Origin of the sequence: Flavobacterium frigidarium DSM 17623 (genome assembly GCF_000425505.1) — a bacterium.
Classification (GTDB): domain Bacteria; phylum Bacteroidota; class Bacteroidia; order Flavobacteriales; family Flavobacteriaceae; genus Flavobacterium; species Flavobacterium frigidarium.
In genome coordinates this window covers 1-13236 of sequence record NZ_KE384392.1, presented here as the reverse complement: position 1 = coordinate 13236, position 13236 = coordinate 1, and the positions used below count along the sequence as shown (strand labels likewise).

Annotated in this window: 12 protein-coding genes; 5 read left to right on the top strand and 7 right to left on the bottom strand. The window is 33.7% G+C overall.

The window, feature by feature from the left end:
- Positions 1 to 66 precede the first annotated feature (66 nt).
- Entirely contained in the window at positions 67 to 1302 is a 1236-nt protein-coding gene (locus tag H603_RS0112850; protein ID WP_026708988.1) for an ATP-binding cassette domain-containing protein, read from the top strand.
- Between the two features lie 113 nt (positions 1303 to 1415).
- Here H603_RS0112850 and H603_RS0112845 read toward each other — a convergent pair whose 3' ends face one another.
- The 3 genes from H603_RS0112845 to H603_RS16845 are packed head-to-tail and all read right to left on the bottom strand — an operon-like array spanning position 1416 to position 2247.
- The gene (locus H603_RS0112845) at positions 1416 to 1790 is read right to left on the bottom strand and encodes a YchJ family protein (protein ID WP_026708987.1); all 375 of its coding nucleotides are present in this window, start codon (positions 1788 to 1790) and stop codon (positions 1416 to 1418) included.
- An 11-nt stretch (positions 1791 to 1801) separates the two neighbouring features.
- Complete coding sequence (locus tag H603_RS0112840) at positions 1802 to 2032, bottom strand: hypothetical protein (RefSeq protein WP_026708986.1); 231 nt, start codon at positions 2030 to 2032, stop codon at positions 1802 to 1804.
- A gap of 11 nt (positions 2033 to 2043) precedes the next feature.
- Positions 2044 to 2247 (bottom strand): hypothetical protein, encoded by a 204-nt coding sequence (locus H603_RS16845; RefSeq protein WP_035676068.1) that lies wholly within the window; start codon positions 2245 to 2247, stop codon positions 2044 to 2046.
- A gap of 264 nt (positions 2248 to 2511) precedes the next feature.
- Here H603_RS16845 and H603_RS0112830 point away from each other — a divergent pair, with 264 nt between their 5' ends.
- Both H603_RS0112830 and H603_RS0112825 read left to right on the top strand, forming a co-directional pair.
- Positions 2512 to 5355 carry a PAS domain S-box protein gene (locus tag H603_RS0112830; protein ID WP_026708985.1) on the top strand — a complete coding sequence of 948 codons (2844 nt, stop codon included), beginning with the start codon at positions 2512 to 2514 and terminating at the stop codon, positions 5353 to 5355.
- Positions 5352 to 5747 carry a response regulator gene (locus H603_RS0112825; RefSeq protein WP_026708984.1) on the top strand — a complete coding sequence of 132 codons (396 nt, stop codon included), beginning with the start codon at positions 5352 to 5354 and terminating at the stop codon, positions 5745 to 5747. The genes H603_RS0112830 and H603_RS0112825 overlap by 4 nt, the downstream gene beginning before the upstream one ends.
- Before the next feature lie 3 nt (positions 5748 to 5750).
- Here H603_RS0112825 and H603_RS0112820 read toward each other — a convergent pair whose 3' ends face one another.
- A complete protein-coding gene (locus H603_RS0112820; RefSeq protein WP_026708983.1) occupies positions 5751 to 6293 on the bottom strand; it encodes a hypothetical protein in 543 nt (180 codons plus the stop codon).
- Positions 6294 to 6375: 82 nt separating this feature from the next.
- Here H603_RS0112820 and H603_RS0112815 point away from each other — a divergent pair, with 82 nt between their 5' ends.
- Together H603_RS0112815 and H603_RS0112810 are read left to right on the top strand one after the other, a co-directional pair.
- Complete coding sequence (locus H603_RS0112815; protein ID WP_026708982.1) at positions 6376 to 6624, top strand: hypothetical protein; 249 nt, start codon at positions 6376 to 6378, stop codon at positions 6622 to 6624.
- Positions 6625 to 6786: 162 nt separating this feature from the next.
- Positions 6787 to 7227 carry a KTSC domain-containing protein gene (locus tag H603_RS0112810; RefSeq protein ID WP_026708981.1) on the top strand — a complete coding sequence of 147 codons (441 nt, stop codon included), beginning with the start codon at positions 6787 to 6789 and terminating at the stop codon, positions 7225 to 7227.
- 84 nt (positions 7228 to 7311) lie between these two features.
- On the opposite strand, the gene H603_RS0112805 is transcribed toward H603_RS0112810, so the two are convergent.
- The 3 genes from H603_RS0112805 to H603_RS0112795 form a co-directional block, all read right to left on the bottom strand.
- Positions 7312 to 9240 carry an OmpA family protein gene (locus tag H603_RS0112805; RefSeq protein WP_026708980.1) on the bottom strand — a complete coding sequence of 643 codons (1929 nt, stop codon included), beginning with the start codon at positions 9238 to 9240 and terminating at the stop codon, positions 7312 to 7314.
- A gap of 12 nt (positions 9241 to 9252) precedes the next feature.
- Positions 9253 to 10167, bottom strand: a complete 915-nt coding sequence (locus tag H603_RS0112800; RefSeq protein ID WP_026708979.1) for a PorP/SprF family type IX secretion system membrane protein — start codon at positions 10165 to 10167, stop codon at positions 9253 to 9255.
- A 63-nt stretch (positions 10168 to 10230) separates the two neighbouring features.
- Positions 10231 to 13236: Ig-like domain-containing protein (locus H603_RS0112795; protein ID WP_026708978.1), on the bottom strand; the 3006-nt coding region annotated here is incomplete at its 5' end.

Below are 13236 nucleotides of genomic sequence, written 5' to 3'. Positions count from 1 at the left end.
TGTGCGTATTTTAGCTAACTATTTAAACTATTTATGCCTAAATTTATATTTCCAAAATATTAAGAAATGCAAGATTTAGAACATTGGGGAATCGTACTTTCCAATCAGGTAGATAAAAAGACTTTTATCCAAACTATATTAACTGACAATACAACTCCTGAACTACAAAATTATAAAGGCAAAAAAGGCGTCTTGTTCTCTGATATTGCAATAGATGCCTATATAAATAAAGAGTATTATGAAGACGACTTAAAAAGTTCCCTTTTACAGCAAGACCGAAAATTAAGAACGTTCTCCTCTGGGGAGCGTAAAAAAGTATATCTAGAATATTGTATTAATCAATCCCCTGATTTTATAATTGTAGACAATCCTCTTGATCATTTAGATATAAAATCTAGAGAATTAATTGCAATTCAATTAGAGGAAATTTCGAAAAAAACAGCGCTAATTATTATTGTCAATAGACAAGTAGACCTTTTTTCATTTGTATCTAACAAGGCGGTTATAAAGGACAATTCATTTGCTTTTCATCCTTTTAAAATTGAAATAGAAAATCTAAAAGCACATGCCGCTCCCACTATTCCACCTCCCTTAGACTCTGTGGAACTAGCTACAGACACCTTGATAAAAATGACTGATTTAAATGTTAGTTATTTTGAAAAAGGAATTTTAAAGAATATTAATTGGACTATCAAAAAAGGCGATTTTTGGCATCTTCATGGACCAAATGGCTCTGGAAAAAGCACTTTATTATCTTTAATAACCGGAGAAAACACCAAAGGCTACGGCCAAGATTTACAATTGTTTGGAATCCAGAAAGGAAGCGGAGAAACAATATGGGATATTAAGAAAAATATTGGTTATTTTTCAACTGCCATGACCGATTTATTTCAAAAAAACGACAGCCTTGAAAATATGGTTTTATCTGGCTTTTTTGATTCAATTGGATTGTATGTGCAACCAACGCAATTACAAAAAAAACGTGTTGCCGAGTGGTTATCACTTGTAGCAATGACTGAATATAAAAATAAATTATTTCGCAATTTATCTGTGGGCCAACAGCGCATTGCACTTATAGTAAGAGCTGTTTTAAAGCATCCGCCATTACTGATACTTGATGAAGCATTAGAAGGTCTAGATGATCAAAATGTTGCATTAGTTAGCGAACTTATTTCTCTTTTATCTTCTCAAACAGATATTGCTATTTTATATGTTTCGCACCGAAAAGAATCTTCCATTCAACCTAAATATTTTATCGAATTAATTCCTAGCCCTGAAGGATCGACAGCAATGATAAATTAAAATTAGGGCGTGACCACAAGGGTCGTGCTTTACACTCTCAATCTCCCGATAAAAATCGGGAGGATTTCCGTTGCAATCACTCACGCAGTTCAAGTCTTCGTGAGATAATTTATTTAATAAAAGTCACCATCAACATAATACCACTTGCCATCTTCAAGCTTAAAGATGGAGTGCTCGTGATGAACTTGAGACTGACCTTCACTATTAATGTAAAAAGCTTTAAAAGTAACTGTGTTTACTGTAGTAGCAACAACTAACAGTTTTATCCACTGATTGCTTAAGGCCCAATCTTGAATATCTTCAATCTTATGATGTTTTCTAGTAGAGAAGTGTGTCGTATCTACTAAGTATTGTGCATAATTTGTAGCAAATGCAGTGTATCGAGAACGCATTAAAGTTTCTGCTGTAGCTGGCTTTGCAATGCCAGTCAAATAAGGTGAACAACATTTTTCAAATGGTGAAAGGGAACCACAATAGCAGTTTGTCATTTTTATATCAATTATGTTGCGCTCCTTAATACAATAATTTTTTGTTGCAATTGATTTAGCAAGACTTGGTATTTGCTAATCTCAATCAAATCGTCGTCATCATCTGAAAAATCTAGTAAATCATCTAATTGCTCACTTACTTCGATTAATTTATCATTTGCCTCTTCAATATCTTTAGCAACAATCAAATCTATAATTTCTTGAACATTCTGTTTTAAAAGGTCGTATTTACTTTCTTCCATGGTAATTCTTTTTAATTCTCCTCAGAAGCTTTAGTTTCATTAAACTTCTTCGTGATTTGTTTCAGTTTTTCAGCCCTAGTAATTTTAGCTAATTTAGCTTTATCTTGGGCTTTATGTAATTTATCATTATGTTTTTTAATATTTCTATCATTATTTCTACTCATATTATCTTGTATTAATTTGGCCCAAATAGCATTTTTAAAAGTCGATGCCATTTGATGGATTATTTTTTTTGCTACAAAGTTCGGGTTTTTTCTTTAACAATTGTAACAAAGTGCATTTAGTATATACAAATAAGCAATGTATATTGTTTTTGTAATTACACACAATATAATCAGTTACAATTATTAAATATTTTTCCGTTTCGTCTATTTCTTAAGATTTAACTGTAATTTATTTTAAATATTGATCAAAGTTTCAAAACATTTGACTATTTTTAAGTATGACAAGTTAATAGTCTAACCTTTAAATTTTAAGGAATGAAATTAAAAACAAATTGGCCAAAATTTATAAACTGGTACATCATCAATCCTAAACTCACAGGTTTGATTGTTTTTATTTTTCTAGGAATCATTTTCTCCTTATTAGCTTCAAAACAATATGTATCAAACATAGAATTTAAAAGATTAGAAAAAATAAATACGCTTGAAACGATCCACCAAAATATAGAACAATCTTTAAAAAATTCTTATATCACCGCGCTAACCCTTGCACTAACTATAAATGATGAAGGGACTCCAGAGAATTTTGAAGAAATAGGGCAAAAATTACTTAAATCTAATTCAGCAATAAGCGCTGTTCAGCTAGTTCCTCAAGGCATTATAAAATACACCTATCCACTTAAAGGTAATGAGGCCGCGATGAATTTAAACATTTTTAAAGCAAATCATACTAAAATTGATGCTTTAAAATCTATGAAATACGACAGAATGTATTTTTCAGGACCCTTGAATTTGAAGCAAGGTGGAAAAGCAATTATAGGAAGGTTGCCGGTTTATATTAAACAAAAATTTTGGGGATTTTCAGCGGTAATTATAAAATTTGATAAATTTCTTGACGCCTCTGGTGTTAATTCAATTGGCAAAAATAAATATGAGTTTCAGTTGGCAAAAAGAAATACTACTACTGGTAAAACAGAATTTTTTTTAAAACAAACAACGCAACTGACTAACTTGAATTTTGTTAAAAAAAGCGTTACAGACGGCAATTGGGACATATATATTATTGATAAAAATGCCAATAGTCTATTGATAAGTTATATCACTAATACGATGCTCGGTTTAATATTAGCCTTAGTGTTTGGTATTTTAACAGTTTTGCTATTAAAGAAATCTACCCAATTACAGGTTCTTGTAAACAAGCAAGCATTGAGTTTAAAAGACAACGAAATAAAATTTAAAACTATATTTGATCAAGCCTCTGTGGGTATTGCCAATGTTGAACTTAAGAGCGGGAAACTTATTGAGGTTAACAACTATTTTTGCAAAATGCTTGGCTACACTGAAAAAGAAATGAAATTAAAGACATTTCAGTCAATTACACATCCTGATGATTTAATTGAAGATGTCAGAAATGCAAAAAACCTTAACGAAGGAAAAATTGATGAGTATTCAATGGAGAAAAGATATTTTTCCAAGCAAGGAAGAATTGTTTGGGGAAATTTGAGTGTCACGCCACTGCTGAATCAAAATAAAAAACAAATTAGCGTAATAGGAATAGTTGAAAACATTACCATTAAAAAAGAAAATGAAGAACTGATCGTTAAAAATGAAAATCATTTTAAAAGCTTATTCTATGATTCACCAATACCTTTGAGAGAGGAAGATTTTTCGGAGGTAAAAAAAGCGCTAATCAAACTAAAGTTGATTAATAGAGACCCTGAGGAAGTCAAGCAGTTTTTACATTCGAACCCTAAAATAACCAACGAATTACATTTATTAATCAAATCAATTAATGTCAACAAAGCTTGTTTAGAATTATATAAAGTTAAAAATGAAGATGAATTAAGTAATGTTAAAAAACACCTATTCAATTCTAAATCTTTTGATGATTTTGTTGATCAAATTGTTGCGATATGTCAAGAGGAAACTTCCCTAATACTGGATACGGTAATCCAAGATTCAAATAATCACAATCGTAATATAAATTTGCGTTGGAATGTTATAAGAGGCTACGAAAAAACATTAGAACGCGTTATTGTTTATAATGAAGACATAACAGAACGAAAAGACGCTGATAAGATCATACGCAATTCACAAGAAAAAATTCAATCTTTAATTGATACCGTTGACGGTATAGTATGGGAATGTAATCCTGAAACATTTGCATTTACATTTGTGAGTAAAAAAGTGGAAGAAATCTTAGGCTATTCTGCTCAAGAGTGGCTATCTTCTCCCACATTCTGGAGTGACCATATCTATGCTGAAGACAAAGAATCTATTATCGATTTTTGTCAATTTAAAACTGCAAAAAGAGAGGATCATGACTTTGAGTATCGCATGATAGCCAAAGACAATACAGTTGTATGGTTGCGCGACATTGTTACGGTGGTATCAGAGAATGATAAAATCATTAAATTGAGAGGGATTATGATTGATATTACTAAAACTAAAGAAGTAGAAAAACACTTAAAAAGCTCATTTGACTTAGTAAGTGAACAAAACAAGCGCTTGCTTAACTTTTCATATATTGTATCACACAACCTGCGTTCACACACCAGCAATATTTCCTCACTAACTGATTTAATTCAATGTTCAGAAACAACAGAGGAAAAGGACGAACTAATTGACTTACTAAAATTAGTCAGTAACGCATTAAATGACACACTGTATAACTTGAACGAAGTAGTCAACATACAAACCAATTTAAATCTTGTAGTAGAAAAATTAAAGCTCAAACCTTACTTAGACAACACCTTAACCATTTTACGTAACGAGATACGAACAAATAACATAATAATTAATTCGAATATTACTGAAAAAACCGAAATTCATTATAATCCAGCTTACTTAGAAAGTATATTATACAATATGATTTCTAATGCTGTGCGCTACTGTGATAAAAACCGTCAATGTGAGGTAGACATACTCTACTCCTGTGAAGATGGAAAAAGATACCTGAGCATTAGTGATAATGGGATTGGGATTGATTTAAAACGTAATGGCGATAAAATCTTCGGTATGTACAAAACATTTACCGATAATGTTGATTCAAAAGGCATTGGATTATTTATAACCAAAAATCAAATCGAGGCTATGGGCGGTACGATTACAATCGAAAGTACATTAGGAAAAGGAACTACTTTCAAAATACAATTAACATGAGTCAAAAGAAAATTTGGGTCGTAGATGACGATCAAATATATAAGACAATCATAAAAAAGATAATCGATAAATCGGCTATTTTTGATGCTACTACAACTTTTTCAAATGGGAAAGAAGCTATTAATGCATTAAAAGTTGCCATATCAAATAAAGAAATTCTTCCAGATATTGTCTTGTTAGATATCGAAATGCCTGTGATGGATGGTTGGGGATTCATGGAAGAAATCGCTCTAATAAAAGACAGCATACCACAACGCCTCATTATATACATTTCCAGCTCATCAATAGCAATTGAAGACAAATTGAAGGCTAAAAACAACCCTAATATCGTAGGGTATATGTCTAAGCCAATCACAATTGATGATCTCAAGTTAATCGCTGATTTTGATTAAATATTAAAGGCTATTTTTAATATCCTCCAAACTTTTCTCAGTAAAGATTAGTTGTTCGATAATTGTTTTTCGAAGGACATCTATATCTTCGTAATCATAATACTTCGCCCAAGAGGTGAGTTCAAATAGATTACGAATTTGCTTAATTTTCTTAGTCGTTTCAAAACTAGTTCTCAATATAGCTTTATTGTCATATTGCGGACTATTCTTATGTTCGTAGTTAACCAGACCTTTTTCATAATCAGCGGCTATGTAATATAATTTTTCTGTAGCATTGTCAGGATAGAATGTTTCCCAAGTAGCAAATCCTAATTTAGTTTTGGAAGCTGATGGCACTAATGCTGCTACCAATCTCCATTTACTATTAGCTAGCCGGCCCCAATGATGTGACAAACGATACATCCCTTTATCAGTATAAAAATAGGTACTTCCAGCTTTGCTACTAAATTGTGCTTTTAGACCTTCAATTCTCGAAATAGACACTTCCTCAAAGACACAAAAAGTATTTTTAAAGGCATTAGGAGCTGGCTTAATATTTTTTTCCATGCGCAAATATAATCAGAAAGTACAAAATAGAAAACAACGAATAAATGATTAACTTTGCACTTTAAATCTAAAAATAGAAATCATGACTAAGACTTCAGACGAAAAAATGTTACAGAAAGGGGTTTATACCGGAGTAATTGAAAAAGATGAAAATAACAATTTCTTTTGCGGAGCTTATCTTTTAGATTACAAGATGGTTGTTGCAAAACATGCTTTAGGCGATTTAGTCACAATCAAATCAGTAATTGAAAACCCGAGTGATATTAGCCACAGTAAATATCCTAAAAAGTCTAAGAACTTCGATAAAGCAAACCATAAACCGCAACAGTAGTTATACATCATTAGCAAATAGTTCACTCTAAATATCGAATTTTTTATTTTTTTTTTAGGACGAAGTAAAAGATTAAAAAAAAGTGTACCTTTGCAAAAAATTGTTGTTTTTTAAAATCAATTGAATAAAATTCTAATTAAAAGACAAGTAGTTACCATATTTATGAAAAAAATAGTTGAATACCGCAAGTTACTTAATGTAGATAAAACTGCAGAATTAAAAGATTTAAAAACCATTTATCGTAATGCGATGAAGGAATCTCACCCTGATAAATTTCAAGGAGATGAAGCTGGTTTAAAAGCTGCAGAAGAAAATAGTAAAAAAATTATTGAGGCTTACCACTTTTTAGTAAGTATCAATCCTGAAACTATCAAAGTTAACTTACCAGAATATACTGAGACAATTACTACTACTACTATTACAGATTACAAATTTGTAGAAGGTAGATTAATTATCAATTTTTCTAACGGAAGTGTTTATGAGTACATCAGTGTTCCTAAAGCTACTTACGTGAAAATGGTAAATGCTGAATCACCAGGTAGATTCGCAAAAAGACATATCTTAAATTCATTTACATGGAGAAAAACAACTAATCAAGACTAATTGATTTGATTGTTCAACTCTACTGAGTTAAATATAAAAAGCCCAATTTTTTTAAAATTGGGCTTTTCTCATTTTGATAATTAATTATTCTATAATAATAAACTCTGACCTTCTATTTTTTTGAAGAGCTTCATCAGTACAGTATAATTCTTCACAAGCAATCACAGGTTCGCTTTCACCGTATCCTTTTGCTGTAAGTCTGTCTGCTGAAATTCCTTTAGACATCATGAATGCCATTGTTGACTGCGCTCTTTTCTCAGACAAGATCATATTAGATTGTGCAGTACCACGATTGTCTGTATGTGACCTAATGGCAATTTTTAATTTTGGATGCACAGTCATCGCTGCTACCACCTTTGCGATTTCAAAACCAGCATCTCCCCTAATATTCCATTTATTGGTATCAAATAAAATGGGGCTTAGTTTTAATATCTTACCCAAGTCATCTCCTAAACTGGCTTCATAAACTTCTTTTTCTAAATATATTATTTGCTCTTTTGCAAAAGCATTAACAATTTTCTCATTAGTAGCGTAACCTTCTTTTTTAACTTTTGCTAAATATTGTTGTAAAGGTATTTTATCAAAAGCTACACTACCTTTAGCATTAGTATTAGAGTTTTTAACCTCGATGTTTTCAAGATCTTTTAATGAAACGACTGCATTAGCAAGTACTTCTTTAGTATCTAAATCTTTTACGATAATAACGATATTAGTTGTATTTATACTGTTTAAAGGACTCAATTCTTCTAAGGTATAAATATCATCTCCTCCCTTGCCTCCTAGCCTATTCGAAGAAAAATAACCAAGTCTATTATTTATATTGATTATGTAATTAAAGTCGTCCATACTACTATTGATGGGTCTTCCAACATTTTCGACAAAAGAAAAAGTACTGTCATTTTCAATTTTTGCAGCAAATATATCTAAGCCACCAAGGCCAGGTAATCCATCAGAAGAAAAATACAATACACCATCCTCGCTTATATAAGGAAATGTTTCTCTACCTTCTGTATTGATTTCTCTACCTAAATTTTCAGGAGTACCTACAGTACCATCTAAGAATAAGTCAACTTCAAAAATATCAGATGCCCCTATAGTTCCTGGCATATCTGAAGCAAAATACATTTTATCACCGGTCCTATTTAATGAAGGATGTGCACACGAGTACGCATCAGAATTGAAAGGCATCTCGATGATGTCAACCCATTCGTTTGCATTATTTAATGTAGCTCGATAGATTTTGAGACGAGTCAAACCGTCATTATCCTTCTTCCTTTTTTTATCAATGTAATTATTTCTGGTAAAGTATAACGTTTTACCATCAGGACTCAATGCTGGTGTGGCCTCATGAAATTTACTATTTATTGTTTTCGAAAATTTTGTAGGATTAGAAAGCTGTCCATCTTTTTCGATAGAAGCCACATATAACTCTGTGAATGGTTCATTATCCCATTTGTGAATGTTTCTAGAAATAATACCCGTATCTCTAGCACTTGCGAATACTATCTTATCTTTGTAAAATGCAGCGCCATAATCTGACGTTACGGTGTTTTGCTTTAAAAGGGAGATATTGTATCGATTTGAATTTTTCTCTATCTTATTTAAGTAATTTTGATCAGATATAAGGATCAAGGAACGGTTATCAGTAGGTTTACTACGAACAAATTCATCCATTATCTTCCTAGCCTCTGCGATGTTACCTGCAGCCTTTAACGCGTGTGCATATCTAAAATAGTACTCTGGAGCCAAATTATTATTCGAATTATGTAATTTTTCATACCAAGTCGCTGATTTACCTATATCACCTTTAAAATAATAAGAATCTGCTATACGTTGATATAGTTCTGGAGACTGATATCCTTGTTCTGCTACTTTCTTGTAAATGTCAATTGCTGGAGAAAACGAATAATTTTCAAAATTTTCGTGTCCCTTCTCTACCTTGCTATCTTGCGCTAAAAGTACATTAGCACTGATAAATAACACCATGGTCGTTATTTTTTTTATTAATATCATAGCTGTAGTATTTTAAAAGTGTCGCGGTGTTAATAATTTATTGAATCTATTAAATAATTCAAATCGAGCAATAAATTCAAAAGAGCCATCATTGAATTTTGTATTACCTAGCTCACTGGATTCTCTATCATAAGCAAAACCTAACAATATAGAGTCGGTTGCGTTGAATCCTGCCATTGCACTCCATGCAGCGTCTAATCGATGTGCTACTCCTATCGTTAATTTATCATTGTAAATAAAATTTGCCGAAAGGTCTAGCTGTAAAGGGGCGCCAACAACCGCTTTTACTAATACGGTAGGCTTGAATTTAAAACTTGGATTTAAATCAAAGACATAACCACTTATGAAATACAAGTTAATTTTTTCTTTGGCTACGGAGAACGAAGAATCGTCAAAATATTTTGTCTCTAGAATATTAGGAACAGAAAGACCTGCGTAGAATTTGTCATCATGAAAATAAAGTCCTGCTCCTACATTAGGTGCAATATTGCTTCTCATATCATTATTAAGCATCGTAGGTTCGTTTTGATACCTGCTTAATCTGTCGTAATCAATATTTAATATATTAATCCCTCCTTTAACACCAAAAGAAAGTTTGCCTTGCAGGGAAGTTTCGATAGTATAAGAAAACATTCCATCGATAACATTTTCTGTTGTTGGACCTATTTTATCAGCCACTACTGATAACCCCAATCCAATTCTGTCTGATATTGGCGAATTAATATTAAAAGTTTCCGTCGATGGAGCTCCCTCTAGTCCAACCCATTGTGATCTGTGCAAAGCGGTGATACTAAGAACACCTCTCGAGCCTGCGTATGCAGGATTAACGCTCATCGTATTGTACATGTATTGGGTATATTGTGCGTCTTGTTGTGCATAGCTACTAAGACCAACAAATACTATGAATAGTAGATATATTTTTTTCATCTTCTAATTTTTATAATGGTGTATTAAGGCCAACTATTACGCTGGCCTGTTATGAGCTTTATTTTAATTGATGTAGATATATCCAGATGTATCGATGCTAACTGAATCTTTATTTACATAATTTATCACGTAGAAATAAGTTCCTGTCGGTAGCATCTCGTTGCCTCCTATCGTTAATCTACCAGTCGATTTTCCATAGAAATAATTATTTTTAGAATTATACCCTGTGGTATCCCAAACTAAAACTCCCCACCTATTGTAAATTCTAACTGAATTTTCAGGATACAAATCAAGATTTTCAATCACTAAAATATCATTGAACCCATCACCATTAGGGGTGATTAACTGATTTATATTAATCTCCTTTTCAGATTTATTATTTGGTTCTAAATAATCAGGAATTCCATCTCCGTCAGTATCTCTTGGGTTTGTAGGATCTAGTCCTATTTCTTCTCCGTTCGCTAAACCGTCACCATCACAATCTGCAGTCGAGAAATTAATGGATTGCGTGACAGTAACGTGCTCTTCAATTGGATCACAACCATCTAATGGGTTTGTATTATCATCTACTTCAGTACCATCTATAACACCATCGCCATCAGTATCTGGATTTAATGGATCTGTTCCTAAAGTCACCTCTTCACCATCTGTCAATCCGTCGTTATCTGTATCTGGTTTTAAAGGGTCAGTACCTAAAATATCTTCTTCTCTATTAGTAAGCCCATCACTGTCACAATCTGAAGTCAGAATAGTAACACACTCGATAATACTGACAGTAATAGAAGCACTACTACACAATCCCGTACTTGTACAAACTTGGTAAGTAAAGGTTTCTTGTCCAGTTGTAAAATTAGGATTCGGACTGTAATTTATAGAGCCATCGTTATTTACAGTAACAGTTCCATTAATTGGAGTTACCGGAATTGAAACTGTCAAAATACTGCCAAGAGCAAAGACATCATTTTGTAGGACGTCTAATACTGTAGTCTCAGCAATATTGATATAAATTAAATCATTATTTGCAATAGGTACAGTGTCATTAGGATTTGCTGCATTTACTGTAAACGTCACCGTTCCTATAGTTGTTGCTTGTCCATCTCCAACAGTATATACATAAGAATCTGTTCCAACATAATTTAGTGCCGATTGATAGGTGTAACTTCCGTCAGAAGTAATAATGATTGTACCTCCTTGCGCTGTCGCGAAAGTTCCCGCTGTCACAGTCAACGTATCTCCATCTGCATCGGTATCATTAGCAGTTAAGTTGTTTTCAGAAACATAGACTGTCCCTGAAACTACTGTTGCTGAATCATCAAAAGTTACTGGAGCTGAATTTACTGGAGCATTTACTGTAAACGTTACTGTTCCTGTACTCGTTGCTTGTCCGTCTCCAACAGTGTATACATAAGAATCTGTCCCTACAAAACCAGTTGCTGATTGATAGGTATAACTTCCATCTGCAGCAATTATAATCTCTCCGCCTTCTGCTGTGGTAAATGTTCCCGCTGTTACTGTTAAAGTATCTCCATCAGCATCAGTGTCATTCGATTGTAAAGTAGCAGTTGAATTGTAAAGAACTTCTGAAGTTGCTGTTGCTGAATCGTCAACTGAAACTGGAGCTGAATTTGCTGGAGCATTTACTGTAAACGTTACTGTTCCTGTACTCGTTGCCTGTCCGTCTCCAACAGTGTATACATAAGAATCTGTACCCACAAAACCAGTTACCGATTGATAGGTATAATTACCATCTGCAGTGATAATGATCTCCCCGCCTTGTGCCGTTGTAAATGTTCCCGCTGTCACAGTTAACGTATCACCATCTGCATCGGTGTCATTCGATTGTAATGCAGCTGTTGAATTGTAAAGCACTTCTGTGGTCGCTGTTGCTGAATCGTCAACTGCAACTGGAGCTGAATTTACTGGAGCATTTACTGTAATAGTTAAAGTCCCCGTAGCAGTTGCCTGTCCATCTCCAACAGTGTATACGTAAGAATCTGTTCCAATAAAACCAGTTGCTGATTGATAGGTATAATTACCATCTGCAGCGATAATGATCTCTCCACCTTCTGCTGTGGTAAATGTTCCCGCTGTAACAGTCAAACTATCTCCATCTGCATCAGTATCATTCGATTGTAAACTAGCTGTTGAACTGTACAACACTTCTGAAGTTGCTGTTGCAGAGTCATCCACTGCAACTGGAGCAGAATTATTAGGAGTTGGAACACTAACTGTAAACGTCACCGTTCCTGTAGCAGTTGCTTGTCCGTCGCTGACAGTATATACATAAGAATCTGTTCCAATAAAACCAGTTGCTGATTGATAAGTGTAATTACCATCTGCAGCAATTATGATTTCTCCGCCTTCTACTGTGGTAAATGTTCCCGCTGTAACAGTCAAAATATCGCCATCTGCATCGGTGTCATTTGATTGTAATGTAGCAGATGAATTGTAAAGAACTTCTGTGGTAACTGTTGCTGTGTCATCCACTGCAACTGGAGCTGAATTATTAGGAGTTGGAGCATTTACTGTAAACGTCACCGTTCCTGTAGCAGTTGCTTGTCCATCTCCGACCGTATACACATAAGAATCTGTCCCCACAAAACCAGTTGCCGATTGGTAAGTATAATTCCCATCTGCAGCAATAATGATCTCCCCGCCTTGTGCCGTTGTAAATGTTCCCGCTGTCACATTTAAAGTATCTCCATCTGCATCGGTATCATTTGATTGTAAAGTAGCAACTGAATTGTAAAGAACTTCAGTAGTCGTTGTCGCAGAATCATCCACTGTAATTGGAGCTGAATTTGCTGGAGCATTTACCGTGAACGTCACCGTTCCTGTAGCAGTTGCTTGTCCATCTCCAACAGTATATACATAAGAATCAGTTCCAACATAATTTGGTGCCGATTGATAGGTGTAACTTCCATCGGTATTAATTACAATTGTGCCTCCTTGAGCTGTCGCAAAAGTTCCACTTGTTACAGCCAAAGAATCACCTTCAGCATCAGTATCATTTGCAGTTAAGTTGGTGACAGAAGTATAGACTGTCCCTGAAACTACCGTTGCAGAATC